Raw genomic sequence first — 24,038 nt, 5'->3', positions numbered from 1 at the left:
ACTTAGTTATCACACTTAACAAAGTGATAATTACTACTCTAAGATGGATGCAGCATACTTGAATGTCAATGGTGTTACGACAATATGAAAATTAAAGGTATTTTAGCTCTGGCTTTGGGTGTAGGTGCGATCGCTTCTAATATTGGATCGGCTTGGGCGATTCCCTATGGCACTGATACGGTTTACAAAACTGTTGATGCTACTAATGGAACAACAATCTATATTTCTGGCACAGCAAATAGTAAAGCGCTTGTATCTTTAGGTACTGTTGACCGCTCTACTGCCAGAATTGCTGGTGCGTGTGGCGAATTAAAAATCTCTATACCTAGCAGTGGCTCATTCACTGGTCTGAAGGTGGATGGTATGGCGATTGATGCCTCTTCACTTTCAACTCAAATTCTGCCTAGTTGCGTTAGCGGAACCTTTGCAGAAACTAGAACTGCAAACTTTAAAACCCCTAATGGACAAGTAGTAATTGTTGGTAAAACTCCTGGTGGTGCGGTTGCTATCACTCTTCCAAGCGATTCAACAAAAAATGTATCTATCAATGGCTGCGGCTTCGGATTCTTTAGAGCCTTATCTGGTAGCAACCTGCCAACTACCTTTGATATTGGAGGAACTTCATATACTGTGGCATCACTCCCAGATGCAGGTGAGCCGCCGGTTTGCAAAACGACTAACGGCGTAAGTACTGGTTACGTTCCTTCAACCTGGCCTTAATTTTTGATTAATTGTTGTAGTAGCGATCGCATTTATTCTTAGAGGATGGGCGATCGCTTTTTTATTAGTTAAAAATGTTATAAAAATGAAAAAAATTTATTTTTTAGTGCTGCTTTTTTTAATACTTTTTCCCTCTAAAGCTTCAGCACAGATGTTGTTTAAGTCTGGGGAATATTTATACATTGAAAATGCCCCATTTAATCTTAACGATAAAATAAGTATTGAAGGAGTGCAAAAGCTGAAGCAATTTAAAACTAATAGTTGCGGAATTGGCTTAACTGAATTAAACGCAGACGTTAGTGATGTCGAGATTCTTGATTTAGCTTCGTCCCAAAAACAAAGTTTTTCAGTTATGGAAGAAATGGATAATTTTAATAAAATTCCAATTTGTAATAATGGAGTCTTAGAAGTTGCTTTATATCGGGAAGTGTTTTCTATAAACGATAATGTACACGAGACTATCTTTGGATTTAAGTTAAATCCTAATACTTCTTATGCCTTTGTTTATGATAGTTCTATCTCTAAAAAACTTACCCCTAATTCTTGCCAGTTTGTAAAAATTAAAAAGCCTGATAATATTATTAGTGATTCTGCCTTGAAGATTTCTTATTTAATATATAATTTTTCAACATTTGTTTTAGAACCAATCGAAGAAAAAACCTGGGAAAATTTACCAGAGAAAAAACCTCCAGTATGTTTAAGAAATATTAAATATATTCCTCGTTAGTTACTTATTAATTTAAATTCCTGCATCCTTGATAGATAAAACTAATAGCTTAATTGTAAATAGCGATCGCCGCATTTTCGCCCAAGCCCGATAAGTTGTAGCTTTTGTGTTATCTAAGCTGTTTTGTCTGGTCAGATAGCTTTCAGTGTCAGAATTGCCTCTGACGTAACGCAACTCGAATACTTTGAACTGATCAACTGCTCGACTCGCTACTACCTGGGCAGTTTGAAAATCAGTTCTTGCCTCATCAAAAGCGATTAATGATTGAGCTACTTTATCTCGAATTGTATCGGCTAGTTGGGCGCGGCTGCGCTGAAGTTCAGCCACCTTTACTTGAATATCGCTGATAGCGATCGCATTGCGCTGCGCGTCAGCATTTCCCCCTTGGCTTCCCTGGAATAATGGTATGCCTATTACGTTAAGCAACCCGTTGATTAGGTTGGTTTTACCGCTAAATATCCCGGCGATATTGTCAATTAATCCCGTCCCTGCTGCTTGTGGTTGCCCTGCTGTCGGTGTGGGGCCAAGTAAATACTGTAATCCTGGAGTTAATATAGACAGTTGAATAGATTTTTTATTCCTTACTTTCGCCTCATCAATGCGAGAATTAGCTTCAGCAATGCGGGTATCAATTTCTTTGAGCAGTGGGGATTGTGCGATCGCTTTATCCTGCAACTGCTGCAAACACACAGCCGAAGTTTCCAAACAGGGAAGCCCCCCGCGCAGCAGCCGCCACATATCATTATTCATTTCTCTCTCAAGAATCACATCGATGGAAGGTTTATTAAAAGGATTCTGTTCAGGTTTAGGTAGCTTTGAATCAGATTCCTGATCGGACTGCTGTGCCTCCTCTGGCGATAAGTTATCCTGTGGCTGGTCGTCCTGGGTTGTCTCGTCCGGTGTCTCGTCCGGCGTGTCGGAATTTTCCCCATTTGGCGGAGTTGTCGGAGTTGGCGGGGTTTTTGGTGTCGGTACTTTAATTGGGACTGAAGACTGGGGATTAGGGACTGGGGACTGTGCCTGTACTTCCCCCATTCTTAGAGGAAGCAGCAGCGCTAATAGTAATAGTAGTCGTGTACTTACCATCCTTACCCACCCAAGGTTTAATTCGCCTAATGTATCCATTACGAGGCGATCGCAACATCGGGATAAGTGCTAGTTTATCCTCAATATTAGTGAGTGAAATTGCCAACTGTGCTAGTTGATAATCCCTATCCCTGACAGATTGGGCATATTGTTGCTGCTGCCGCGAATATTCTTGCTGAGTCTGATTTTCCTGCTGCTGCCGTCTCGCTTCATTCAGATTTGCATCATATTCTGTAAGCTGACGACGATTTTGAGCCGCAATTAACCGCGATTCTGCCACTTCTAAGTCAGACTGTGCCAATCTTACATTTACCTGAAGCTGTTGTAATTCCTGTTGCTGGTTAATTGCCGAGGCATTGAGCTTGGCTTTGCTTTGGTCAAGAGCAGAATTAGCCTGATCCATTTCTGATCGCAACTGCTTTAATTTAGCCTCCTCATGTTGCAGAATTTCAGTCGATAATTTCATATCCCGCATCGACTGAATCATCTGCTCTTGCTCTGACACCTTTTGGGAAGCAATTTGAAATCCTGCTTCCGCATTTTCAGATTCAGCCCTACGTTCTGGGTTATCAGTTTGTAGCAGTTGTGTACGCGCTTCTAGAAGTGCCTGAGCCTGGGACAACTTCATTTTAGATTGTGCGATCGCTGCACTTTCCTCTGAGAAAATAGCCGGGGGCAATGGTTTTAGCCCTAGTGCTTGGGTAGGTTTGAAGGGTTCGGGAATGACCTTAGATTTTAGATTGTCAATTTGCAATTTGACAGATTTTTTTTGTTTATCTAAGCGATCGCGTTCTGTAGAATTATCGCTAATTACATCACCTTTTTTAATTTCTTGATTAAGTTTAACCTTTAAAAAGGAGGGATTATCAACGCTGATACTCATTCTTAGAGGACGGTTTTGTTGAAGGATTGAAATAGCTGAATCATCTACAGACGCTCGAAGACTCGCTACCGCTTCGCTATCATCCTCTGTACCAGGCTCAGGAGCATTTTTAATAACTGCCTTACCTTGATCTGACGCTCGTGGACTCGCTAACGCTTTGTTATCTGCAACGGCTGTTTGATTCTGAGGATAATATTTAGTTATAAAAATTAGTCCAGCTATCCCAATGCAAAGATAAGTAACTGAGTTATTGATATTAAATTCTTTCATAATAAGGTTTTATATTAACTTTATGCCCATCCTTGCCCATCCTCACCAAAGCTTGAAGGGGTTCTAGATTCGATATTAAACTATCAGAAAAACGTAAACATGATGCAACCGCTTTAACTTCCGCTTGATCAACAGGTAAAATAATTTTTGTTGCAGTATTTGCAATAACTTCTTTACTTATTTCCTCTTTTCGTTGAGATGCCACTACAGCACCAAGTCCATATTTACGGCCATCTGCTAAAACGATATTTAAAATTCTGGATGATTTAACTTCTTTTACTTCATCAATGAAAAAGTAACTTCTAGGAATTTTCCCCTCAATTTCTCCAAGAATTCTGTGAGCATCCATCACTTGTTTGATTAGTGCTTCAGCTGCGATCGCACCCAGCCCCGGAACCTTACCTAATGCTGATAAATCAAATCGGATAATCTGAGCATCAAGGGATGGCTGAGGGCGAGTGAAGATACCATACTCAAACATCGCCGCGAGTTTCAGAGCAAGTTTAGATGATTCCTTACAGCCACTCTTAATCCTGCCGTCTATCTCCTCCCGTACATTAGCAAAGGTGGGAGGTTCACGCCTCCAGGTAGCGGGTTCATCCTGAATAATTCCCCTTTGCCTATAGCAGGTGGTCAAAATATCAATGATTAGCCCTTCCTGGTTCACGCCCATTGTGAGCGCCTTTTTGAGGATAGCGGAGACTGCGATCGCTTGTAGTGATGGGCCCCCGCCCTTGGTGTCAAGGTCAACAACTAACGGGTTAATTCCATAAGGTGATTCCATATTGAGCGGGTAGCACACCTCGCCAGGAAGTTCCTGATCACCATGAAAATCGATGGTTATGCAGCGTACATTCGGATAGAAGCGCGGGAGTTCATAAGCGATCGCTTTCAGAGTTTGGGTTTTCCCAGAACCCGAAGCGCCAATGATAGCAACGTGACCATTAGGTAAGTTCTCAGGATTCCAGTAAACTTTATCACCTAAAAGAATACCGTCTGTTGCTGATTCTGTAGTAGATTTCTTAGATTGATTAGGCTTTAAGGTAGCTGCTGGTAGTGGTTTAGGGGGCATTGTGTTTAAGTTAGGAGTTAGGAGTTAGATATTGGGCATTGGGCATTGGCCAAACTTTCTTTATTGACTGGCGCTATTAATCACCCTCACTTGAAGTTGGCCTGTGGCAAACTCTTCGCTCAGGTTTTTCTGAACAATTGCAAGGGGTGCAGCTTCTAGAGTGATGCTGGTATCAGTCGCTTTGATGGTGGGGAATTGGTACGGGTCACGGGGTAAACCTGAAGTTTCCAGTCCATCAACTGTTAACTGACCAGAAATGAATACCATCGCCCCAGTGCGGTTAAATTGTGCGATCGCACTTCCTATCGGTTCATCCTCCAGAGTCAAAGCCTCAATATTAGTGATGGCTGGCCGACCTACATCAGCTGTAATTTCCTCTAAGAAAATCTGTGCATCGGGTTCAGTCGAGGCTTTGTAAATCCGCCCGTCGTCGGATTGGACTAAAAAACCAGTTCCCTGCACCTGGATAATTAGATATTGCCCGTTTATCTTAGAGCGATCGCCCGTCCTTACCCCCTTAATATTTGCCTTAATCAAATGAGTTGACCCCGACTCATTGAAAATATGTTGTACACCAGAGGGGGACGCGATTAGCCTGTTGAATTGGGTTAGGATTCCTCCTGAGTTGTTGATGCTGAAAGTGCCGAGAGCGATCGCAATCAGCAATATCAAAATAAAGTATTCTGCATTGCTGCCAGTTCTTAGCCGAAGATTACGATTGCCTGGGCAGACACAACGCACCGGGGAAGGCCAGAACATCTCCACCCCGCCACGAGTAAAAATGTCAGCAAACCATCCAAAAAAGTAGCCCACACTCAAGGCGTGAGCGAGGTTTAAGAGATTGGGGTTAAATAGCGCTGCGGTGTACCCCATAATTGCGATCGCACCACTGGCAACTAAACTGTGTGTGCAGCTGCGGTGAGGCATTCTGCTCTCAAAAAATGAACTTACCCACGGTAAGACACGGCCGGCGGGCGATGTGGAAATGTCGATATCGGGGAGTAAGCCAGCGATCGCACCCGCCGCAATAACAGCAGGGTTTGCAGTTCCGAGCAACAGGCTGGTAGCAGTGCCACTAATTAATAGGTGTGAAATTCCCAGCATTATCGTATCCTCCTGTCTTCTGGTGGCAGATTATACAGAAGGCGAGAAAGACCGAGGAATACAGCCGCCGCAATACCTCCAAAAATGTACAATGCTTGATCGCCAGTTCCCAACCCGATGAAGCGCATTATCACAAAAGCAATTCCCGCCAGGAGTATTAAAGGGGTGATGTCAAAGTAGCGGCGATGGTCTGCCCCTTCAACGTCCAGCCCCAAATATTCCTCATCCACAGCACGAGCCGCCAGCATGGGATTACCCCCGGCGCGTTCTTGGAGCTTAGATAATTCCGAGGGTTTAAGTGCGATCGCTCTTTCTGCCGCAGCCTGCACCATAATCTCCCGAATTGCGTACTCTGGCAGGGGTTTGAGTTCAATTCGGGGAATGTTGATAAAGATGTCGGTGCGTGGCGGGTCAGTTGCCAAGAGAAGCATAGGCGCGTCACTTCGTCGCAACTGCTTCAGCCACATTCTAAATTTGGCATCGCAACAGTGAGCATCATCGAGGACAAGGAAGGCTGTGTTTTCCTCTAAGAAAGTGGCGATCGCCCTTTTGAGTTTGTCAGCTGTTAGTGACTTGCCCTCTAGGTCTTCTGTAGGAATATCAAATTGATGTGCTATTTCTAGCAACATTTGCTTAGGGGTGGCAGGCTCAATAAATGCCACCATAAAGCCCTCGTCCTGTAAATTTTCTACAACTGCACCAGCTAGTACAGACTTACCACTCCCATCTTCACCAGCAATGAGGATTGCACCATTGGCTTTAAGCGAGGCTATAGTCCGGTTGAGTTCTGCTTGTCTGTAGATGCGGAACTCTCCAGGCGTGGGTATCTGTTCTATTGCTGGTGCTGGGTCTTGAGTAGTCGGATTCTTAGAGGAAAGTTTTGAAGTGAGTTTAGGGGCGATCGCCAATACCCCACCTATTGCCAAAGCTATAATTGACAAAGGATTCAGCCCATTGACGGCAACAATCGCCCCAGTTGCCAGCATTCCCAAAAACTTCAAGCCGCGCTGATAGAAGCCATTGCGGCACTGATCAATGAGTCTGCGTAGGCGAAAGGGTCAATGCTTGGCATTTCCCCCGATTGCTTGATTTGCTCTTTGAGGTTGTCTGGCAGTAACTCTGGGTTCTCAATGAAGTGTCTGGCTAGTATGTTTTCTGCAATGAGTGTACCAGCTGCTTTGTTCTGAGCAGATTGCACGATGGCCGCGGTGTCGTCTACTTGCGAGGATTGCGATCGCTTCTGCTTGGGTGCGTAGTTAGATGTAGTGGATAGCTGCTGAGTTTCTGCTACTGCCAGAGTACTAGACGTTGGTTGCTCCTCTTCAACTGGCCCAGATGGTTCCGGCACTGGGTAGCCTTCCATCCGTCCAGTAGTTTTGATGTGGTCGTGTAGTGCGTCCATCTGGGCTATCTGGTCAGCGTACAAGTAGGCTTTACCCGACACTTTCCAAGTCTTGATTTGTAGGTAGCGCATCCGGGCGTACAGTGGATCGCGCCCAATCTCATATTTTTTCTGCAAATCTAATATAGAAATTTTAGAAAAATTCTCTTCTTTTTGAGAATCTTCGCCGTCAGCTTGGATGATATCGGGTTGAGTGTCTGCCATAAAGAGCGGATTGTATGCCAGTTTTTCATTCTATTGTCAGGCATACAGTAGGGCATACAGTCTGGTGAAATTACGGGTTGTATTGTGAAGTTTCACCAGACTGTGACGCTTAACTAGTCCTTCGTATCTCTACGTAGTGTAGGAATTTGTTGGGTTGGCGGTAAAACTTGACACTGCTGTTCAATCGACTGATTTTGATTAATTGACTGATGCTGGCGTTGTTCAGTGCGAATAACGCCATAAACAGAACCTGCACCAAACAAGAAACTAAGCATTGCAACAACAGCCGCTTGGGGAATTGCAAGATCAGCTGATATGGAAAACCTAGACCTACGAGATTGTGCCATTATGGAATTAGCGCAATCTTAAAAGACTGCGGCGAAAGAGCAAAAACTTATTTGATACAACACCCTCATTCTGATTGCAGTCAGAATTTGGAAGAGCCTTTGAGCATACGTACTAGTAATACGTGTTTGCTCAAAGGTTCCTACTTCTACTATTACATTCCTTATGTGAGTTATCTCACCGTCCAAGATACGGTAAACCGCACTCATTAACCATTCTAATTTTGGCTTTGTAACTTAGTACTGTGCCTCTACCCATACCATATTGGGTTTTCAACTGTTTTACCAAATTTGCTAAGGTTTCTGGTTTGGCTTGAAAATCGTTAATCACAGTAACGGTTTTGCTTTTGTACTTTGAGATTTTGCTGTTGTGCAGGGAGTTCTGGAATTGGTCTTTCTGTGATGGCAGGTTATGAACGTAATCATTGTTAATGAGCAATATCCTGTGTAATACAGTGTATACTGAATGCAGTAATTAATGCAGTAATGCAGTATGACAGTAATTGCCCTTGTCAATCAAAAAGGGGGCTGCTCAAAATCTACCTCTGCCGTTCATCTAGCGTGCTGGTTATCCCGCAAAGCTCACAAAGTCCAGCTTTTAGATGCCGACGCTCAACGTAGCAGCTCGATTTGGCTGTCTTCGATGGAGGAAAACACGATTCCCACAACTGTACTGCAATCACCCGATGAACTCTTAGAGCAAATTCCAGAGTTAGCAGCGCAATGTGACCATCTAATAGTGGATGGCCCAGCCGGTTTGTCTGAAGCCAGCAGAGCAATATTATTTAGAGCCGATCTAGCTGTAGTTCCCTGTCAGCCCACAGGGTTAGATTTGCAGTCAGCGAGTGACGCTGTTAGGTTAATCAGACAAGCTCAGTCTGTTCGCGGTGGTGCGCCCCAAGCCGCTATATTCATCAGTCGTGCTGTGAAAGGTACAAAATTACTGGGTGAAGCGATCGCACTATTATCTAAATCCAAAGAAGCGACGGTGTTAAAAACTGTGATTCACCAAAAACAAGCGATCGCAGATACTTTTGGTCAAGCTGCAACAATTTGGGACTTACCTGGTCGTCAAGCGGCAGAGTCAGCGCGGGAGTATGAACGGTTATTTAAGGAAATTCTGGGGATGGTGAAATGACTGCCAAAAAGCGAAAGCCCCTAGATGATGCCCTTGCTCATGAGTTTGTTTATGGTGAATCAGCGCTGCGGGAGAATTTACCAAACCAGGAGACTGTAGACTCAGATACTCAAAGCGAGACTCAGCCAATACTAGAGCAGCAACCTATATTACCTATATCACCTATATCCGCCCCGCAACCAGCTAAGTTTAATCTCATGTCTCAACTTCAACAACCTTCTAAAGAGCCAACAATCAGACTAACTGTTGATTTGCCTGAATCAATGCACCGTAAGTTATCTGTGCTAGCAGCTAAGACAAGCAGGAAAAAGGTTGAGATTGTGCGGCTTTTACTGGATGAAGCACTTAAGGATGTAGAAGAGTAATGCAGTAATTGATGCAGTAATGCAGTATTTAAGTAAATAAAATTTATGGGGCGATCCGGTTGTAATGACTGCGATCGCCTATTTTTTACTGCAATACCAGCATATTTAAGCCAAGCCATTGACCTTGATAAAATTTGTGTTGGTTTTAATATTGTTGTCAGAAAACCTACATTGCCTACTTTTTACGAGTTACAAGCTGGTATGACAGTTAAAGCTAGTCTGGCGGCCACCAAACTAGCAGTTTACATAAAACACAAAAAAGGAAATAATAATGCTTTCACTTAAACAGTTTCATCATAAGCCAGCAGCTAAAAAGTGTAAAAAACCTTATCCAGTTTGGATGACAGAAGAACCGGAAAGACTCTCAACTCAAGCATTAGCAAAGTTATTCCCTAGAATTGATACCAGCTATACTTCGCGCATTGCCGCCAAATTTCCTGAAACTCACGAAAAAGTACGAGAACGTTCTGGGCAAACTGCGAGATGTTTAGCTACTGAGTTCTTCCCAGAGGATATCCTGCTAGTGGCACATGGTGCATCTGTGTTGGGCGCAGCAATGGGGTTAGTAGGGGAAATTGCCAAAACAGAAGTTAAAGCTTCTTTGTGTTCTTTGGTAAAAGTGGTACGCCAGGAACCAGAATGGTTATTAGAACTAACGGGAGATACTTCCCATTTAACCCACATAGAAGAAGTTATTCGATTTGCTTAAACCTCTGATAGGGATTTGCGTTCATGGCTTCTGCTAGGTTGAGTATATCTTGATAAATAGCCTTTGCATATCAACAAGAATAAGGAGGTTACTGAATTTGCTGAAACTGCAAAAGCCTAATATGTACCCATTACAAACTGATATGACAGTTAAAGCTAGTCTGGCGGCCACCAAACTAGCACCAAAAAATCTACTCAATGAGGTTAATTAAATGGTTAATAGAACTAACCCCACCCAATCTAATAATACTCTCTTGCGCTCACTGATGAATGTTGCTCTTTCAGTGCAGGTCATGCTTGGTTCAGGTCTTTTGTATGGTTCTGTTCAAACTGCTTTTCATCCTCAGCAGCATGAACAATCTGCTCAGTCTCAGCAGCATAAACAATCTGCTCAGTCTGAACCACGTCGCTTTGGTCGCGCAGAGTACGAACAGTTAAAAACAGGGATGTCCTTAACAGATGTGCGGTCAATCTTGAACCCAGGTATTGAGGTTAGCCGCTCTGCAACCATAGCAACCTTTGTCTGGGAAAATCCTGATGGTTCTACAATCACTGCTGTTTTTGAAAACGATAAGCTCAAGAGTAAAGAACAGTTTGGATTGAAGTGAGAAGTTGGAGACAGGCGATCTAGTTGGACTGCGATCGCTCTCAACAAATAAAGGCGATGCCTACGGCGGTAAACTACGCACTGGGTCGCCTTTTCCTCTAAGAAACTGATCTCTTCCCTCCCCTGACTCTTTGATCCAGCTTGTGGTTCTGGTGCTGTTCTGGAAGAATCACTTTTTCTAGACTCAAAAGCAAAGGCGATCAGCTCGATCGCTTCCCTCACTCCCTTTGTAGTGTTTGTGCGTAGCTTGCCGCCGTAGGCATCGCCTATACATCTTACTTTCAAGCCTGCTCATCGCACTCATGAGCAGATTTTTTGTCATGTTCCTCTAAAAATAGTGGCGATCGCACCCCCCTAGATCGCCTGAAATTTTCGAGCGAGGAACTGCTGTGGCTGTTGCTCAATCATGATGCTCCGATGATTCTTAGAGGATGGGAAGGAGCGATCGCATAACCGCAATACTTGACTCAGCCTGTGATGGTGGTACCTTGGTGATGGATGATGTATAATACTTTTAGTGGTATGAATATTCATCTTTTACGGCAGGTTATCTAAAGATTCTAAAAATGTACTTCTTAAAGCAGAGTCAATTTTAGAATCTTTGGTGAAGAATATAAATGTAAGGTTTGGAGTTCAATAATTGAAAAAATGAAAGAAAAGCAACCAGATTCCAGCAAGATTCAAAGTATCCAAGTAGGTCGTCCAAGTGTAGCAAAAACTACAATTTCTCTTCCAAAGCCAGAATTAGAAAAACTGAAAAAATACGCAAAGGAAACGGGAATTTCTTTCAGTGAAGCAATCGAGCAGGCTATCAAAGTAGATGAGCTAATTCGTGAACACATGAATAAAGGGGGAGCAGTTTATTTTGAGAGTCCAGATGGCGATGAACTAATTAAGATTGAGATATCTCGTGGTTAAAAGAGGAGCAAATGTATATGAACTTTCCACTAATAGCTTTTATCTCAATCTTAAAAAAGTTTTTGCCGAAGGCTTTGGCATATTTTCTTTTTTCAAGGGTTCCAGATGTTAACAAAGAAGAGAAAAAACCAAAATCAATAGATATAAAAAAAACTCCAATTCCTAAGAAGAAATTTTTGGCAAACTATAAAATTACTCAATCTGTTGATGGGCAAAATGGACATATACCTGTCAAGGCTACGCATTACAAGAAGCTGAAAGAAAAATAATTGAGTAAAGTCTATTTTTAAAAGTCATACGTGTATTAAGAAAACTTTGTCGTTTCAGGCTTTCAGAACTAACTTCATGAGGTTTATATGAGTAAGGAACAGATTCTGGTCTATGTATTTGCAGCAACCTTCATTACTGTAGCTTCTCTATCAGTGATAGATCCATCAGCTAGGACAATACTCTATGAGTTTTCAAAGTTATTCTTAGCTGGTTATGTAGGTTACTTGCTCAGATAAAAGCTTCCAGTTTGACTAAAATGAAGACAGATCACTTCTACAATTTCCTTGTTGACTTGTGGCGCTGATGTATTAGTAATGGGTGTGAGCGTGCTTACTCAAACATAAAGATTATCGTACCTCGGATCGCCTTTTTGATTTTCTTATTTTACTTTCCTCTAAAAATGGAGGAGCGGCTTGTCTAAAGATACTTAACTTAAATAAAAGCGATCGCACCCCCAAACCGCGATCGCCCTTTTCCTCTAAGAAATTGCCTGTTCTACTACATCAAGTAACTTTCTTGATAGCTCTAGCCAACGCTTTACCCAAGGATAAAGTTTCAGATGCTAAGTGAATTGTGGAAGGGTCAACTTCCTTTCTTCTCATAGGCTGCAAGTTTAACAACAAATTCCAATTCTCGTTGGTGACGTTGTTCTGAAGTGTACATTTTAGTTAAGTGCAGATGCGATCGCAGTCCAACTAGATCGCCTTTTCACTTTGATTTTTGAATATTGTCGCCTGCATTCCCATAAAGGATCGTGTCTCCGTTATCGTCAACAATCTCAATGTATCCGTTTGGATGAAAGTCTGGATACAGATAGACCTTTACGATTCCTGTTTGTTTGAATGGCTTGCACTTCTCATCATGAGAAGTAAATTCTACTTGGTCGCCGGGTTTTAGTCGTCTTTTTGATTTTCTCATATTTAGTTGAGATTCCCATTGTTAGTAAAGCGATCGCACCCCAAAAGAGCGATCGCTTTTATCCTCTAAGAAAATGATTATGGCAACTTAGCGCGATCGACAAACTCGCCAGCAGCTAATGATAGCTCAAGCCTTTTCTTCCTAGCTTGATACTTCAGCCATCCCAGGATTTTCAACTCAACATAGTCAGCTTTGACATTGTTCTGTTTGCATAAATTTTCAATGTAAGCATCATAAATTTGGTTTATTCCAGGATTATTTACAAATAAATTTAAAGCATAGGTCAGTAAATCTGATTCACTAAAACCGATTTCTCTTGCTCTAGAACAAGCTAATTCATAAGTATTAGCTGGCACAAGGGCAGGATATTCAGTATTGTACCAGCCGGAATCTGCTGGTTTGGGGACAATTTGCCTACCATAAATTGATTCATCTGTTAAAAACAGAGTCAGCGCAGATTCCGCTATTTGAGATTTGGAATAGGTTAAGACTGTTCCTCTAAGAACTGCTTTATAGTAAGTGTCTTTTAGAACAAAAATATTACGTAGTTCTGTTATATCTTCTCGAACTGAGACTACTTCCTGACCGTTGATTTTACCAAAATCCTCATGAGTTTCTAGAAACTGTTGCAATTGCTCGATAGTCTTAGGTATAGGCATATTATTCTCCCTTCTGTTGATTTTGGCGGCGGAGTTTTCTATAAACTTCCATCTTGGTACGAGATTCAATGAAGTCTAAAATTCCTAGTTTTATGCAGTCTGCCGCGACTGCTGATAACGACTGTCCAGTATCATCCGCCAATTCCTGTAGCATCTCTTTAAGGTCATCTGGGATCGTTACGTCTATTTTGGCCATTAATTTTAAGATACAGCACAACTACCGCTTATTACTCTATTTTTGCCCCAAATCTGAGGCTATAGTGATAAAATCACAAAAGTTAAAGCGATCGCCCCGGCAAAGACGCGATCGCTCCCACCCGTAGGCAGTTCCATCCAAATAGTCTTGGAGGCAATTAACATTATGAGTCCAGAGCAGGAAAAAAGGGAATACGTGCTTAATGCGATCGCAAGTTATCCAAGTCAGGCACAGGCAGCGATCGCGTTAGGTACAAGTCCAAAGGTTGTCTCACAGTGGAACACAAACAAAACACAACCTAGAGAGTTGGCTGTCAGAGTGATTCAGCTGCTAGACGTTCTTAAAAATGCAGGTATTGAAGCACCACCGCCTTTAATTTTTTAAGTTACTAATTTACTTTAGTTATTGCCCGCCAAGCGCGGGTTTTTTATTGTAGAGACGTGAGCAGATTGTGAGCAATTCATGAACACAACCATGAGCAGATCATGGTCTGACATTTACAAAACAGAATGGGCTTTAAAAAGGCTAGATAACGTACTTCCCAAGGCAATCGCTGAACTTCCAAGAAAAGCTGTAGTTCAAGAGTTTTATGGAGGGGCAGACAGCACGCTGAGGAGAGACTTGTTATGTCTTGTGCCAATGAAAGTTAGACCACTTGGATTTAATTTTATCCCTCAAGATGAAAGCTTTAAAAGAAGCTCTATTGAGGTGCTTTTTGAATTTAGAAAACTGGTCAAAAAGTACCAGTACGATACAGCCGTTAGATTAATTCACCAAACAATGGAGGAGATTTATGAGCTACAAAACTGCACAACAAGCCGCTAAAGGTGCTGCCAAGTCTCCTGAGACTCGCTCTGAAGAAACAGGACAAGAAGCCGGATTTCAGATGGATGATCAGTTTGAGAGCTTTGACATAGCCGTTGCAGACAGCATTGTTGACCTACGTGGCGCTCGGATTATGCAGTTAGTACTAACTCGTATCGCTGGTGGAGATATGGGGAAAATTGCTCCGGCAATGTTCAAATCCTTTGAAGCCGGGACTTTGAGCGCTTTGGGGGAGCAAGTAAAGCAACTGACAGAGTGGCACAAGAAACCGCTCAAAGCCCTAGCGCCAGCCGACAAGCCCAAAGCATCCTGATGTTGTTTTATATGAAAAAAATTACCAAGTTCGTTGACGTTGTGCTTTGGGTTTTGGTTGTTTTAGGGATTATCGGGGGGGGATTTTCTGCCTATGTAATGAGTAGTTTTTGGGTTGGGGGCAATGGCGGAGAAACAACAGTTCAGCCTGTTCGACCTGTTCGGAATGATAGCGATCGCAGCAATGATCGTCTTTCTCTGGACGGACAACGCCCGATTGAAGCAGGAAATTCAAAACAAGGAATTAGATAATGCTGCCTGTAGCGCTCAACTTGAGCGCCAGAAAGCAGAGTCAGAAGGGCTGATAAAGGGCGTTTTGTTAAGGAGGTGAAAATGGACAAATCCAACAGCTTTGCTTCAGCTTTTAGGAATGCACTGGTCAAGCACAACGAAAATGCCCGAAGTTCGTCAGCACCTGACGCTTCTGACAACTCGAAAAGCTTTGCTGACAGAGCAAATGCACCGATTGCGCCGTCAGTCGCTCCCCTGATTAAATCCTTTGATTCAGCGCCTGAAATGAAAGGATTGCTGAATAGCTATTTCGGAATTGGAGACTTTCTGGCAGAGTTGCCAGGAATGACACCTAACCAAGTAGCTCAGATGGCCGATCAGCTAGATCAGCTAAACATCCTTCTTGACAATCTGCCTGCAATTGAGCAGAACCTTCGCAGTTATATCGAAGGAGTGGTGAAGTATCACGAATTTGTGAATCGCTGCGTTAAAGAAGGTGTTTTTGGTATCAAAAAAGTTGATCAGTCGGTTCTTGATATCTTCATTGCTCATAAAGGCTATTTGGGAGATCAAAAGAAACTCGCAGCCGATAGCAGCACGGCTGTAGCTCAAATTGACAATGAAGTTGAGAATTATGTTGACCTTCAAGAACACAAACTACAGGCGGCTTTGAAGCGAGCTGCTAAAAAACTCAAAGCTGACAAGGAGAAGGAGATAGCTAAATCTGAAACCGAACCGAATGAAAAACCTGTAGAAATGGTTGCAGTTCTGGACACGAGGGCGCGATTGCGGCGGCTGATGCAATATGGGACGACCAGCCCGAAGGCGTTTGCTCCAACAAAATCGGCTGCTGTTTCTGAAAATGGGATGAAAAATGGAACAGCAGCCAATTCAGTTTTTGAATTCTTGTCAGGTAAGTAGGCAATGGCAAAGGTTTCAAAGCGCCTCAAAATGGTTCGACTTGTGCATTTTGGTAGTGCATACGGCTTTTGGTTTTCGCTCGGTGTGAGCGCTGCCCATTTCTCCCGCCTGCTGGTGGGAGGGTGGATTATTTACATTGCTTTGAAGTTGTCGATCGCCGGTTGGCTTCTCTTAATTCCACCCGACGACGCAACGCAAGAAACCTTAATGCTTCGGCGTTTGAGCGGGTTAGCAATGGCGCTCTCGATCGCTGCTTTCTGGGATGTGCTGTTTATGGCGTTGAGCAACCCGATTACTCTGGGTTACTGGATTCTTCCAACATGGCAAGTTGGTTTTGTTGGTTTAGGGGTGCTGGTAGCAATGATATTGTTCTTAGTTTTCTTGAAGTAATATATGCTACACAAACTTTATGCTCCCGCTTGTGCGGGGCTTTTTATTTGTGGAGCGATCGCAGCTATCGGCAGCTTGTCGGGCTACTTCAATTCCCGATTAGCTTATTGTGATGCAGCAACAAACCCCTGTACCAGAGTTGCGATTTCTGTTGATGTTGCACCTCCCAAGACAGCGCAGGATGCAATTGTCTTAGCAGGGAATGGCAAAATGCGGCTGTCACTGGGATTAGTAGCGATGGCGCTCTTGGCTGGGGGCTACGTTATTTCCGGGCTGGAAGTTGAAGGGCTGGCTGCGATCGCAAAACAAGAAGAAACCGACGCTTTCTTAGAGGAAAAGCGACAGGCGATTTTAGCCGACGAGGAAGAGAAGAAGCTGGTTTTGTCATCGGATATTCGATTTAAGGATTTTGAGCAGCAGCTACTTGATGGGTATGCCATGCTGCTGCTGGAAAATAACCCTGAATTAGCAGAGCAGATTTTGGCTGAGAAACCATCTGTCCAAATTGAGACTCAGACTGTTGAAACTACTACAACCTTAACGCCTGCGACTACTACATCTGATCAGGATTCACCTGATCCTATTCAGGACAGTTCACCCATAGTAGTAAACAGTAACGCATTGAGTTCATTTGTTGCAGCTGGTTCAAGAGCAATAGACGGTTTGGTAGATACCAGCCAAAGTCTGATTTTTCTGGGGACACCGGGAGCAGGTAAATCTGTTTCTCTTGGCGTTGTTGTCGGTCGCAAGAAAAAGCGGTTTGGGGACAGAGTTCGATTGTTTGCGATCGCTATGAAGAATGATGGTTTTTCTGGTGCAAAAGTCGGGCGGTTAAACGCGGATTCTAATGTTTGTTATGAAATATTGTTAGAAGTTATCACAGAACTACGCAAACGGGCAGCGCTTCCCAAATCAGAGAGAGAAGAATACTGTCAAGATTCTCCAGTAATTTTAATCTTGGACGATTTTATGTCACAGCAGAAGCTGTTGAGTTCGTCGCTGAGTAAAAAAATTGTCCGCTATCCTGAAGAGTCTGGAGCTTTTCAGAAAATCACTTTGGGCGATGCTTTCAATGCTGGGATGGCAGAGATTATTTTTAATGGTCGAGAGCTTGATGTTGCTGCTTATGTTGGAACACAATCAAGTAACATTGAAGACTTAAAATTCCTGTCTTCCAAAGGTGGACGTGCAGGTGTAATCCTGATGTATCAAGCATTTAGAAACACCAAGAAAAATCAAGGTAATTACGAAATTATTAGCCAAGCGATCGCTAATCAACACGTCATCGCTGATTCTAAAGAGCGAGAGCGCATAAGGGATGTTTTTCCACAGGCTAAAACTTTGTCTGTGCAAGAACAGCGCCCAATGATTTTGTCCTCGAACGCAGACACCGGAGAATTTATTCTTGGCATTGTTTCGGATATGAGGGAGGAGTACAGAGAGTACGAACGTTTGTATAACAGTGCAGATAAAGCTGATATCAACTTCGTTTGGACAATTCGCAAAGTCAGCGAATTTTATCCAGACGCAACAGCAGAAACTTTGTTCAATGACATTCGCAATTTAGTAAATGATGGGGTGACTCAGCGAGAGATTATCAGAACTGTTTTAAAGTGCGGTGAAAACAAACAACATCCCACGCGGTCGTACACCGTTCACGGGAAAACGTTATTTCGTTGGCTGATTGATAACTTTGACAATGGCGAGTTGTCAGCGATGTTAAAAGACGAGGAAGGCTAGTAGTGCAAAAAACGACATTCGAGTACGCCGACAACTGGCGACTGACTTGTAAAAGAGGATTACGTTTAATGCCCTTTTGCACTTGCAACCCCATGCACGGTAGGGCAGTAGTTGTACATCATGTTAAATATAAGCGCAGTCACATAAGGCGAATCTTGGGAATGTTTTTGTTTCACAGTCCCAGACTAACAGTGTCTGGACGAGAAATTATTGGCTACGATGCGTTTCCGCTCTGTGAAAACTGTCACCACAATAGCTATGGACGCAGCGATCGCCCAGACAGTGTTCACTACATAAAAGTCTGGAAGCAATTGGGTGGTTTGAATAACCACAATGTTGTAAGACTAGCTTGGCGCTTAAGATTCAAGTTTTGGTTTTGGGTAATAGTTTTACGGGTGGGCAGATTTCTAATTTCGTTATTCCAAAAAAGGAAGAAAAACATAAAATGATTGATTTATCTGAAGCATTAACAATTTTGGCAACTAGTCCGGTTGCTAAGGACAGAGAAGCAATTAGTAGACTTGAAAAAGTTGCAGAAGAAGATATTAAAACCATAGTGCAACGGCTAGCTAACCAATCCTTGCTAGTGGAGAGTGTTCAATTCGATTCAATAGAACAAAACCGTAAGTTAGTAAGAGGATTAATTGTCGCCACTGGTTTAATGTGTGGTGGGTTTTCATGCCTGATAACTATTTGGTTTAAGCCCAGCGTAGCGATCGCTGTTGCTCCAATTGGCTTTATAACGGGGGCGGCAGCACAGAGTATAGCTTTAGCAAATGAAGCTAGGAAGTCAAATAAAATTGAATAAAACTCTTGTTCAATTGGGAAAAATATAACTAGCGTTCAATTTCCTTTTTTATGACAACTGCATTAGACCTATCAAAATTCCTATACTGCCGTAATTGTGAAATGAAAACTCATCATTACAAAGATTTAAAATATGACTGGGGTTATAGCTGCCGCATCTGTCAAACTTGGCAGCATCAAAGCCAACTGATATCTATCCAGCAGGGCTATGCAGCTAAGGCAATTATTGAGGCGATAGGCAGTGAGTATATTAGCTGGCATGATGGCACACTAGAACAGTTTATTGAAGCGGCTGAAGCTTTAGATATGGAATATGACTATCAAAAAACCATAGATGGCTATGATTTTAAAGCATGGTATTCAGGCGATGAAGATAATGAAGCCAAGATACAGTTATAAATGGGGCGTTGGCGCAGCCTCTCGTAGAGATGCCTATGGCGGTAAACTACGCACCTATCCTCTAAGAAAATAGGAATAAATTATGTTTGAAGGTGAAGATAAACCAACTAACATTAGAACTATTACTGCAACATTTAAGTATTGTAATTCTGGTACTCAAGAAGTCAAGACAGTGACTTGTCTTTTTGATGAAAGAGCAGAGAAATTTGAACTAACAAAAGTTTATGTAGTTGAATTTGGTTGCAAGTTGATTTTCTCTAAATCAGATAACCATTTTTTGGTTAATGATTAGTGCTTAGTGCGATCGTTAAGGGAAAAGCGATCGCTCTCTTATCCTCTAAGAATATGAAAAAAATACTTAAAATGTTGCTGAAACTCCTACCAGATGATACCCTCTGTTTATTGGAGGAGGAGTGTTTTCAAGAAATGGAAAATAGAGGATTCATCATTTGGGAAGAAGATATTAATAATATTGATCATAATTAAATTAATGGCGATCGCTCCCACTTTTCTCTAAGAATATATGACTACAATACTACATTTTGAGAAACTCGCCGATCCAGCAGACCGCAAAAGATTAAAACCTTATAGAGAGCAAATTCACGCTTGGGTTTATATAACCAAGGATGAGTTAAATTTGGGACAAGTCGCACACGCTTTCTATCACAACAACTTAGAAATAGTGGAGGCTTGGACAGAGGCAGACGAAATCAGATTTTACAAAGAGCTTGATGAAGTTCCTGGTGATGATTGGATGGTTGTATTAGTACAGCCATTTTACATAATGAAACAGTTACGTTTAGTCAGAGCAAGGTAGAGCGATCGCCCTCCTATCACTCATCATCATCTGGCAAATACAAAGCGCTGCTATCAGTGGGTCTAGCATGGAGATACATTTCCGTGATAGCAACGGAACTATGCCCCAGCGTTTTCTGTAACAAATGTATCGGCGCTCCCCGGTCGAGACTGTGGGAAGCGTGGCTGTGTCTAAGCCAGTGAGGGCTAACATTCCCCTCAATGCCTGCACGAGTAGCAGCATTTTTCACAATATGAAAAACCATACTGCGGCACAGATGACCGCCTTTAAGCGAAACAAACACTGGGTCATCATGTTTGGCGTAACCCTTTAACTCATTAATGTCCCGCCAGATACCAGCACCCACTAATACAGTTCTCGTTTTATCACCCTTACCGAATACCGTGATTTGTCCACCATCACCACGGGCTTTGAGGTCGCGCCACTTTAAGCCACATAGTTCCGATACCCGTAAACCCGCAAAGTAAAGTAAACGAACCAGAGTGCGATCGCGTCCATTTGTCGTGGAATTTATCAGTAATTGTACTTCCTCAGTAGTAAGAATTCGCTCTGCCAATCGATTTTTCGCCTTGGGTGACTTGATTAACACTCCCAAGTTAGCCGATACCACCCCCAACTGTTTAGCAAAGGAAAATAGACTCTTTATTGCTCCCACTGCTACCCGCTTGCTGTTGTCAGAACTACCGAGTGTCATCACCCACAATTGAAAATCCATGAGGGTGCAATCCGAGAGGTGCTTGTTGACATGAGAAAAAAACCGCTCGGCATAGCGACGGTAGCCGTCAACGGTGTTTTTGCTTTTACCGTGCAGCCAAAGGTCGATGAGTTCGGTGTTAGTGAGCGTAGCGGGAGTATTCAACATTGCCCATTCTTATGTTGAATGCTTCCTCATTAAACCCCAAGTTAGGGGACAGTTGAAATTATTTCACCGGATGGTACAGCCCATCTTTTGCATTCCATTCCCAACCTATGCCTCTGGGGTCACGGTTACGAGTCCAACTGATAAATTCTTTGGTAGTGAGTTTTTCTCGTTCCGGTGCGAGGCTCGACGGACTTAAACCTAGTCGCGGTGCTAGGTTTTCAGGGGGCAATGCAAGCAGTTCAACTGGGGAAAGTTGGTATGGGTTAGCTTGTCTTCTTTGTTTGGGTTGACTGTTGTATCTGTTTGATGAAATAGCTCGTGACAATTTTTCCAACTGCCCAGAGATAGCCTCTAGTTTGGTTTCCAGCTTCTTCTCCATCTGCAAAACTGATTTACTGCTTGGGGCAACATCGATATCAAGATTGCTATCAAACCTAGAGAGCAATTCCTCTAATCCTTGCAGCAAGGCAATTGTATGCCCCTCTCTGTGCAGTTGGGATAGTTGGCGTACTACTGGAATTAAGGCAGTAGGCACGCGAATCATTTCGCTTGGTGGGGTCTTGTGGTCAGTCATTTGATATCAGATTTGATAGCAATGAACTGATTGTAGAGCCAAAGTGATGTCTACGCCTACGCTATTTTCTTAGAGGAAACTTGAGCAATAGGGCGTAGGCGTAGCCCGCCGCAGGCAGACGCTCGAATACTCGCTAACGCTACGCTATCGCTTGTGAACAATGTACTTTTCGACCAAGCCAGCCTAGTTGTTGAGAACTGTAATATTTACGAATTGTGGGCATTGCGCGGTGATATTTGATATTAGGGAAATGCTTGTAGCTGTAAGGAGGTTTTATTTGAAAATTATTAGTTTTAGCCTGAACAGGAATCGCCTTCGGGCATGGGCTGCTACTGTGGTCATTACTTTACTGGTTGGCTGTTCTTCTTCACCAAGTCAAACCTTATTACCAACTCCAACTCAGTCACCGACGACACAAAAACCACAACAGACAACACCTGCCAAGCCTTCAATAAGCCCCCACTTGTTGCTAGGCAATCCTAGTGGTGCGATCGCAACTGTCACGAATCCAGATAATTATCTAATGGTAAAAAATCAATATGCACTTTCCTACAACAACAGCAAGGGAACTCCCAACTGGGTAGCTTGGCAGCTTAACAAGTCATGGCTAGGAACTGCTGACAGACAAAATAATTTTAGACCTGATGACACTTTACCTACAAACTTTTTACGGGTAACTCCAACTATATACAGTGGTTCAGGTTATGACAAAGGTCATGTTACACCCTCAGCAGACCGTACTAGGTCAGTTGAAGATAACAGCGACACTTTCCTCATGAGCAACATGATGCCCCAGACACCAGACAACAACCGGAACACTTGGGGAAATTTAGAAGATTATTGTCGAGAACTGGTAAGCCAAGGTAAAGAACTTTACATCATTGCAGGCCCTTTTGGCAGTCAAGGACAGCCGCTTAAGAGTAAGGTGACAGTTCCCAAATCAACTTGGAAAATCGTTGTCGTACTAGATAATCCCGGCTCTGAGCTTAACGGTATTACCGCTAATACTCGTGTCATTGCGGTTAACGTACCGAATGAACAAGAAATCAACAATGACTGGAGAAGTTACAAAGTCAGTGTTGACCAACTCGAAAATTTGACAGGTTATGATTTTCTTTCTAATGTTTCTCCAAACATTCAAGAAAGTATTGAGTCAAAAATTGATGATGTGGTGGTCAGTTCACCACGCCCAAGAGTGACAAACACACCTATTAATACTTTTGTACCAAGTAAAACAATTCCAGATAAAACCCTTAAACAGACAGGAACTATAGAATCAAATCAATCACAGTCTGAAAGTAATTGTGACCCAGCATATCCTGATGTTTGTATCAAACCTTCACCACCTGATTTAAACTGCGGGGATATTCCTTATAAAAACTTCAAAGTACTGCCAAACGACCCACATAAACTTGATAAGAATAAAGACGGCATTGGCTGTGAGAAATAGCTACTGCTAGGTTTCCACAACTTTAGTAGAAAGTCCTGCTAAATTACCCGCCGGGGTTTCACCAACAATATAAGTATCAATCTCTTTATTGCCCAGGCAATACACCTGCAAATTACTCAGGTTTTCTTTAAGTGTCTGTACAAGAGTTTGAAATCGTTTTACGGTTGCTTTCTCTTCTTCCTCATGCCAATCTTCTGCTGTCGTTGCCACTTGAAAAAAATCGTCAACTCCCACAATTTCAACGGGCGTATTTTGTGGATGATTTGTTTGCTGTACAACTTTTTGGGGTGTCGCAGGTGCAACACCTTCCCACAAAAAAACTTCAAACGGGTACTCAGACTCACTCATCATGAGTAAACCATTCGCTGCTGTATGAAGTTGGTCAATAATTTCTGAATTAGTTTTAGTCATAAGCCATCATCATAGGGCAATCGCACCTCACTCTTGTATTATCCCAAAAGCTGCAACAAGCCCTATACCGTATCATCCATCCAACCACATTCCGAGCAATCCCAATGCACCCGTGCTGACCAGTCGCGGTCAAACTCAGCATTGCACCGGGGGCATCTACCTGTAAACATAGGATGGGTATCTAGAAGTTCTTGCTGTTGCTGTTGCGTCAATCGCTGTTGCGGTTGCAAAATTAGTTCGCCGTTGTAATAAGTGGCCCCCTCCGGTTCCCATAGTTCCTCTGCTTGGGCGTTGGGATCAAGTCGAAAGTCCAAACAACTATCCCCCTGTGGCCCTGCTGGGTGAACTGCACAGAAAAGGTGGGGATTGTGTGAGTAGAGGAGACAGCGATCGCACTCTGGGATTTTCATAGTACCAGTGTACTGCTTTGTCACAAGCGATCGCTCTTGAAGCTGGCTTTTCCTCTAAGAATTTTCTGGGGGCGATCGCTGTTGGGAATTTTCATAACATTACTTTAGAGGCAGTAGTCAAAGCGTTGGATGAGTTTACAGCGGAGTTAGAGGCATGAGTAATGGGGGCAATGGTAGAGAAAGTGTGCAATTTTCATTGTTTCATCGTTTACCGCTACGACGATTTTTGCTCTTGGGTTTAGGTTTGGGTTTGCTTCTAGAATACCCTTTGACAGTTATCGTTCTTTTGTGGGAACGA

Annotated in this window: 34 protein-coding genes and 3 pseudogenes; 23 read left to right on the top strand and 14 right to left on the bottom strand. The window is 42.9% G+C overall.

What is annotated here, in order from left to right; genetic code table 11:
* Positions 1 to 84 precede the first annotated feature (84 nt).
* Together NLP_RS32405 and NLP_RS32400 are read left to right on the top strand one after the other, a co-directional pair.
* A complete protein-coding gene (locus NLP_RS32405) occupies positions 85 to 720 on the top strand; it encodes a hypothetical protein (RefSeq protein WP_234017411.1) in 636 nt (211 codons plus the stop codon).
* 85 nt (positions 721 to 805) lie between these two features.
* Positions 806 to 1,447, top strand: a complete 642-nt coding sequence (locus NLP_RS32400; protein WP_104910286.1) for a hypothetical protein — start codon at positions 806 to 808, stop codon at positions 1,445 to 1,447.
* 12 nt (positions 1,448 to 1,459) lie between these two features.
* On the opposite strand, the gene NLP_RS32395 is transcribed toward NLP_RS32400, so the two are convergent.
* The 8 genes and pseudogenes from NLP_RS32395 to NLP_RS32360 form a co-directional block, all read right to left on the bottom strand.
* Positions 1,460 to 2,482 carry a hypothetical protein gene (locus NLP_RS32395; protein ID WP_104910285.1) on the bottom strand — a complete coding sequence of 341 codons (1,023 nt, stop codon included), beginning with the start codon at positions 2,480 to 2,482 and terminating at the stop codon, positions 1,460 to 1,462.
* Positions 2,448 to 3,686: a hypothetical protein gene (locus NLP_RS32390; RefSeq protein WP_104910284.1), complete on the bottom strand. Its 1,239-nt coding sequence runs from the start codon at positions 3,684 to 3,686 to the stop codon at positions 2,448 to 2,450. The genes NLP_RS32395 and NLP_RS32390 overlap by 35 nt, the downstream gene beginning before the upstream one ends.
* Positions 3,673 to 4,758, bottom strand: coding sequence for an ATP-binding protein (locus tag NLP_RS32385; RefSeq protein ID WP_104910283.1), 1,086 nt, complete (start codon positions 4,756 to 4,758; stop codon positions 3,673 to 3,675). The genes NLP_RS32390 and NLP_RS32385 overlap by 14 nt, the downstream gene beginning before the upstream one ends.
* Positions 4,759 to 4,818: 60 nt before the next feature.
* Positions 4,819 to 5,862, bottom strand: a complete 1,044-nt coding sequence (locus NLP_RS32380; RefSeq protein WP_104910282.1) for a metal-dependent hydrolase — start codon at positions 5,860 to 5,862, stop codon at positions 4,819 to 4,821.
* Positions 5,862 to 6,848 (bottom strand): AAA family ATPase, encoded by a 987-nt coding sequence (locus NLP_RS32375; RefSeq protein ID WP_104910281.1) that lies wholly within the window; start codon positions 6,846 to 6,848, stop codon positions 5,862 to 5,864. Before NLP_RS32375 ends, NLP_RS32380 begins: the two co-directional genes overlap by 1 nt.
* Before the next feature lie 11 nt (positions 6,849 to 6,859).
* Positions 6,860 to 7,468, bottom strand: coding sequence for a hypothetical protein (locus NLP_RS32370; protein WP_199784909.1), 609 nt, complete (start codon positions 7,466 to 7,468; stop codon positions 6,860 to 6,862).
* A gap of 113 nt (positions 7,469 to 7,581) precedes the next feature.
* Positions 7,582 to 7,815, bottom strand: coding sequence for a hypothetical protein (locus tag NLP_RS32365; RefSeq protein ID WP_104910280.1), 234 nt, complete (start codon positions 7,813 to 7,815; stop codon positions 7,582 to 7,584).
* 214 nt (positions 7,816 to 8,029) lie between these two features.
* Positions 8,030 to 8,219 (bottom strand): annotated as a pseudogene (locus tag NLP_RS32360) (translation initiation factor); the annotation flags it as partial.
* A gap of 86 nt (positions 8,220 to 8,305) precedes the next feature.
* Between NLP_RS32360 and NLP_RS32355 the strand changes: the two are divergent.
* From NLP_RS32355 to NLP_RS32325, 8 genes and pseudogenes are all read left to right on the top strand, one after another.
* Positions 8,306 to 8,950 (top strand): AAA family ATPase, encoded by a 645-nt coding sequence (locus NLP_RS32355; protein WP_104910279.1) that lies wholly within the window; start codon positions 8,306 to 8,308, stop codon positions 8,948 to 8,950.
* Complete coding sequence (locus NLP_RS32350) at positions 8,947 to 9,315, top strand: CopG family transcriptional regulator (protein ID WP_104910278.1); 369 nt, start codon at positions 8,947 to 8,949, stop codon at positions 9,313 to 9,315. Before NLP_RS32355 ends, NLP_RS32350 begins: the two co-directional genes overlap by 4 nt.
* 45 nt (positions 9,316 to 9,360) lie before the next feature.
* Positions 9,361 to 9,600: a hypothetical protein gene (locus tag NLP_RS32345; protein WP_104910277.1), complete on the top strand. Its 240-nt coding sequence runs from the start codon at positions 9,361 to 9,363 to the stop codon at positions 9,598 to 9,600.
* 46 nt (positions 9,601 to 9,646) lie between these two features.
* A pseudogene (locus NLP_RS32340) lies at positions 9,647 to 10,024 on the top strand (histidine phosphatase family protein); the annotation flags it as partial.
* A gap of 211 nt (positions 10,025 to 10,235) precedes the next feature.
* Positions 10,236 to 10,631, top strand: coding sequence for a hypothetical protein (locus NLP_RS32335; protein ID WP_234017410.1), 396 nt, complete (start codon positions 10,236 to 10,238; stop codon positions 10,629 to 10,631).
* Positions 10,632 to 10,945: 314 nt separating this feature from the next.
* Positions 10,946 to 11,083, top strand: coding sequence for a hypothetical protein (locus tag NLP_RS33940; RefSeq protein ID WP_158680646.1), 138 nt, complete (start codon positions 10,946 to 10,948; stop codon positions 11,081 to 11,083).
* Positions 11,084 to 11,278: 195 nt separating this feature from the next.
* The gene (locus NLP_RS32330) at positions 11,279 to 11,548 is read left to right on the top strand and encodes a ribbon-helix-helix domain-containing protein (protein ID WP_104910276.1); all 270 of its coding nucleotides are present in this window, start codon (positions 11,279 to 11,281) and stop codon (positions 11,546 to 11,548) included.
* Positions 11,549 to 11,565: 17 nt separating this feature from the next.
* On the top strand, positions 11,566 to 11,817 hold the full coding sequence (locus NLP_RS32325) for a hypothetical protein (protein WP_104910275.1): 252 nt from the start codon (positions 11,566 to 11,568) through the stop codon (positions 11,815 to 11,817).
* 996 nt (positions 11,818 to 12,813) lie between these two features.
* On the opposite strand, the gene NLP_RS32315 is transcribed toward NLP_RS32325, so the two are convergent.
* The gene (locus NLP_RS32315; RefSeq protein ID WP_104910273.1) at positions 12,814 to 13,395 is read right to left on the bottom strand and encodes a hypothetical protein; all 582 of its coding nucleotides are present in this window, start codon (positions 13,393 to 13,395) and stop codon (positions 12,814 to 12,816) included.
* 1 nt (position 13,396) lies between these two features.
* Positions 13,397 to 13,591: a ribbon-helix-helix domain-containing protein gene (locus tag NLP_RS32310; RefSeq protein WP_099102778.1), complete on the bottom strand. Its 195-nt coding sequence runs from the start codon at positions 13,589 to 13,591 to the stop codon at positions 13,397 to 13,399.
* A gap of 165 nt (positions 13,592 to 13,756) precedes the next feature.
* Between NLP_RS32310 and NLP_RS32305 the strand changes: the two genes are divergently transcribed.
* From NLP_RS32305 to NLP_RS32250, 11 genes are all read left to right on the top strand, one after another.
* Entirely contained in the window at positions 13,757 to 13,975 is a 219-nt protein-coding gene (locus NLP_RS32305; protein ID WP_104910272.1) for a hypothetical protein, read from the top strand.
* Between the two features lie 78 nt (positions 13,976 to 14,053).
* Complete coding sequence (locus NLP_RS32300; protein ID WP_104910271.1) at positions 14,054 to 14,416, top strand: hypothetical protein; 363 nt, start codon at positions 14,054 to 14,056, stop codon at positions 14,414 to 14,416.
* Entirely contained in the window at positions 14,385 to 14,729 is a 345-nt protein-coding gene (locus tag NLP_RS32295) for a hypothetical protein (RefSeq protein ID WP_104910270.1), read from the top strand. The genes NLP_RS32300 and NLP_RS32295 overlap by 32 nt, the downstream gene beginning before the upstream one ends.
* 11 nt (positions 14,730 to 14,740) lie before the next feature.
* The gene (locus NLP_RS32290; protein WP_158680644.1) at positions 14,741 to 14,980 is read left to right on the top strand and encodes a hypothetical protein; all 240 of its coding nucleotides are present in this window, start codon (positions 14,741 to 14,743) and stop codon (positions 14,978 to 14,980) included.
* Between the two features lie 81 nt (positions 14,981 to 15,061).
* Complete coding sequence (locus tag NLP_RS32285; protein ID WP_104910268.1) at positions 15,062 to 15,880, top strand: hypothetical protein; 819 nt, start codon at positions 15,062 to 15,064, stop codon at positions 15,878 to 15,880.
* A gap of 3 nt (positions 15,881 to 15,883) precedes the next feature.
* On the top strand, positions 15,884 to 16,270 hold the full coding sequence (locus NLP_RS32280; RefSeq protein ID WP_104910267.1) for a hypothetical protein: 387 nt from the start codon (positions 15,884 to 15,886) through the stop codon (positions 16,268 to 16,270).
* 3 nt (positions 16,271 to 16,273) lie between these two features.
* Entirely contained in the window at positions 16,274 to 18,010 is a 1,737-nt protein-coding gene (locus NLP_RS32275; protein WP_104910266.1) for a hypothetical protein, read from the top strand.
* 445 nt (positions 18,011 to 18,455) lie between these two features.
* Positions 18,456 to 18,818, top strand: coding sequence for a hypothetical protein (locus NLP_RS32270; protein ID WP_158680642.1), 363 nt, complete (start codon positions 18,456 to 18,458; stop codon positions 18,816 to 18,818).
* Positions 18,819 to 18,919: 101 nt separating this feature from the next.
* Positions 18,920 to 19,216: a hypothetical protein gene (locus NLP_RS32265; RefSeq protein WP_104910264.1), complete on the top strand. Its 297-nt coding sequence runs from the start codon at positions 18,920 to 18,922 to the stop codon at positions 19,214 to 19,216.
* Between the two features lie 82 nt (positions 19,217 to 19,298).
* On the top strand, positions 19,299 to 19,508 hold the full coding sequence (locus NLP_RS32260; protein WP_104910263.1) for a hypothetical protein: 210 nt from the start codon (positions 19,299 to 19,301) through the stop codon (positions 19,506 to 19,508).
* Between the two features lie 231 nt (positions 19,509 to 19,739).
* Positions 19,740 to 20,033 carry a hypothetical protein gene (locus NLP_RS32250; protein WP_104910261.1) on the top strand — a complete coding sequence of 98 codons (294 nt, stop codon included), beginning with the start codon at positions 19,740 to 19,742 and terminating at the stop codon, positions 20,031 to 20,033.
* Between the two features lie 16 nt (positions 20,034 to 20,049).
* On the opposite strand, the gene NLP_RS32245 is transcribed toward NLP_RS32250, so the two are convergent.
* Positions 20,050 to 20,895, bottom strand: coding sequence for a tyrosine-type recombinase/integrase (locus NLP_RS32245; RefSeq protein ID WP_104910260.1), 846 nt, complete (start codon positions 20,893 to 20,895; stop codon positions 20,050 to 20,052).
* Between the two features lie 58 nt (positions 20,896 to 20,953).
* Positions 20,954 to 21,469, bottom strand: coding sequence for a hypothetical protein (locus NLP_RS32240; protein ID WP_104910259.1), 516 nt, complete (start codon positions 21,467 to 21,469; stop codon positions 20,954 to 20,956).
* A gap of 250 nt (positions 21,470 to 21,719) precedes the next feature.
* On the opposite strand from NLP_RS32240, the pseudogene NLP_RS32235 reads away from it, so the two are divergent.
* A pseudogene (locus NLP_RS32235) lies at positions 21,720 to 22,637 on the top strand (DNA/RNA non-specific endonuclease); the annotation flags it as partial.
* Positions 22,638 to 22,925: 288 nt separating this feature from the next.
* Here NLP_RS32235 and NLP_RS32230 read toward each other — a convergent pair.
* Together NLP_RS32230 and NLP_RS32225 are read right to left on the bottom strand one after the other, a co-directional pair.
* The gene (locus NLP_RS32230; protein ID WP_104910257.1) at positions 22,926 to 23,330 is read right to left on the bottom strand and encodes a nuclease A inhibitor family protein; all 405 of its coding nucleotides are present in this window, start codon (positions 23,328 to 23,330) and stop codon (positions 22,926 to 22,928) included.
* A 62-nt stretch (positions 23,331 to 23,392) separates the two neighbouring features.
* Positions 23,393 to 23,740: a hypothetical protein gene (locus NLP_RS32225; RefSeq protein WP_104910256.1), complete on the bottom strand. Its 348-nt coding sequence runs from the start codon at positions 23,738 to 23,740 to the stop codon at positions 23,393 to 23,395.
* A 17-nt stretch (positions 23,741 to 23,757) separates the two neighbouring features.
* Here NLP_RS32225 and NLP_RS33925 point away from each other — a divergent pair, with 17 nt between their 5' ends.
* Positions 23,758 to 23,898 (top strand): hypothetical protein, encoded by a 141-nt coding sequence (locus NLP_RS33925; RefSeq protein ID WP_158680641.1) that lies wholly within the window; start codon positions 23,758 to 23,760, stop codon positions 23,896 to 23,898.
* The last annotated feature ends 140 nt before the right edge of the window (positions 23,899 to 24,038 follow it).

It is taken from the genome of Nostoc sp. 'Lobaria pulmonaria (5183) cyanobiont' (assembly GCF_002949795.1).
Classification (GTDB): Bacteria; Cyanobacteriota; Cyanobacteriia; order Cyanobacteriales; family Nostocaceae; genus Nostoc.
Note: the sequence above shows the minus strand (reverse complement) of the source record. Positions and strands in the feature narration are given on the sequence as shown.

Coding starts and splice junctions, on each gene's coding strand:
- NLP_RS32285 (WP_104910268.1), top strand. CDS start 15,062: ATGGACAAATCCAACAGCTTTGCTTCAGCTTTTAGGAATGCACTGGTC.
- NLP_RS32240 (WP_104910259.1), bottom strand. CDS start 21,469: ATGACTGACCACAAGACCCCACCAAGCGAAATGATTCGCGTGCCTACT.
- NLP_RS32350 (WP_104910278.1), top strand. CDS start 8,947: ATGACTGCCAAAAAGCGAAAGCCCCTAGATGATGCCCTTGCTCATGAG.
- NLP_RS32280 (WP_104910267.1), top strand. CDS start 15,884: ATGGCAAAGGTTTCAAAGCGCCTCAAAATGGTTCGACTTGTGCATTTT.
- NLP_RS32270 (WP_158680642.1), top strand. CDS start 18,456: ATGATTGATTTATCTGAAGCATTAACAATTTTGGCAACTAGTCCGGTT.
- NLP_RS32310 (WP_099102778.1), bottom strand. CDS start 13,591: ATGGCCAAAATAGACGTAACGATCCCAGATGACCTTAAAGAGATGCTA.
- NLP_RS32390 (WP_104910284.1), bottom strand. CDS start 3,686: ATGAAAGAATTTAATATCAATAACTCAGTTACTTATCTTTGCATTGGG.
- NLP_RS32380 (WP_104910282.1), bottom strand. CDS start 5,862: ATGCTGGGAATTTCACACCTATTAATTAGTGGCACTGCTACCAGCCTG.
- NLP_RS32370 (WP_199784909.1), bottom strand. CDS start 7,468: ATGGCAGACACTCAACCCGATATCATCCAAGCTGACGGCGAAGATTCT.
- NLP_RS32330 (WP_104910276.1), top strand. CDS start 11,279: ATGAAAGAAAAGCAACCAGATTCCAGCAAGATTCAAAGTATCCAAGTA.
- NLP_RS32290 (WP_158680644.1), top strand. CDS start 14,741: ATGAAAAAAATTACCAAGTTCGTTGACGTTGTGCTTTGGGTTTTGGTT.
- NLP_RS32230 (WP_104910257.1), bottom strand. CDS start 23,330: ATGACTAAAACTAATTCAGAAATTATTGACCAACTTCATACAGCAGCG.
- NLP_RS32260 (WP_104910263.1), top strand. CDS start 19,299: ATGTTTGAAGGTGAAGATAAACCAACTAACATTAGAACTATTACTGCA.
- NLP_RS32295 (WP_104910270.1), top strand. CDS start 14,385: ATGAGCTACAAAACTGCACAACAAGCCGCTAAAGGTGCTGCCAAGTCT.
- NLP_RS32250 (WP_104910261.1), top strand. CDS start 19,740: ATGACTACAATACTACATTTTGAGAAACTCGCCGATCCAGCAGACCGC.
- NLP_RS32395 (WP_104910285.1), bottom strand. CDS start 2,482: ATGGGGGAAGTACAGGCACAGTCCCCAGTCCCTAATCCCCAGTCTTCA.
- NLP_RS32400 (WP_104910286.1), top strand. CDS start 806: ATGAAAAAAATTTATTTTTTAGTGCTGCTTTTTTTAATACTTTTTCCC.
- NLP_RS32385 (WP_104910283.1), bottom strand. CDS start 4,758: ATGCCCCCTAAACCACTACCAGCAGCTACCTTAAAGCCTAATCAATCT.
- NLP_RS32315 (WP_104910273.1), bottom strand. CDS start 13,395: ATGCCTATACCTAAGACTATCGAGCAATTGCAACAGTTTCTAGAAACT.
- NLP_RS32300 (WP_104910271.1), top strand. CDS start 14,054: ATGAACACAACCATGAGCAGATCATGGTCTGACATTTACAAAACAGAA.
- NLP_RS32325 (WP_104910275.1), top strand. CDS start 11,566: ATGAACTTTCCACTAATAGCTTTTATCTCAATCTTAAAAAAGTTTTTG.
- NLP_RS32305 (WP_104910272.1), top strand. CDS start 13,757: ATGAGTCCAGAGCAGGAAAAAAGGGAATACGTGCTTAATGCGATCGCA.
- NLP_RS32345 (WP_104910277.1), top strand. CDS start 9,361: ATGGGGCGATCCGGTTGTAATGACTGCGATCGCCTATTTTTTACTGCA.
- NLP_RS32355 (WP_104910279.1), top strand. CDS start 8,306: ATGACAGTAATTGCCCTTGTCAATCAAAAAGGGGGCTGCTCAAAATCT.
- NLP_RS32245 (WP_104910260.1), bottom strand. CDS start 20,895: ATGTTGAATACTCCCGCTACGCTCACTAACACCGAACTCATCGACCTT.
- NLP_RS32275 (WP_104910266.1), top strand. CDS start 16,274: ATGCTACACAAACTTTATGCTCCCGCTTGTGCGGGGCTTTTTATTTGT.
- NLP_RS32335 (WP_234017410.1), top strand. CDS start 10,236: ATGGTTAATAGAACTAACCCCACCCAATCTAATAATACTCTCTTGCGC.
- NLP_RS32225 (WP_104910256.1), bottom strand. CDS start 23,740: ATGAAAATCCCAGAGTGCGATCGCTGTCTCCTCTACTCACACAATCCC.
- NLP_RS32365 (WP_104910280.1), bottom strand. CDS start 7,815: ATGGCACAATCTCGTAGGTCTAGGTTTTCCATATCAGCTGATCTTGCA.
- NLP_RS32265 (WP_104910264.1), top strand. CDS start 18,920: ATGAAAACTCATCATTACAAAGATTTAAAATATGACTGGGGTTATAGC.
- NLP_RS32405 (WP_234017411.1), top strand. CDS start 85: ATGAAAATTAAAGGTATTTTAGCTCTGGCTTTGGGTGTAGGTGCGATC.
- NLP_RS32375 (WP_104910281.1), bottom strand. CDS start 6,848: ATGCTGGCAACTGGGGCGATTGTTGCCGTCAATGGGCTGAATCCTTTG.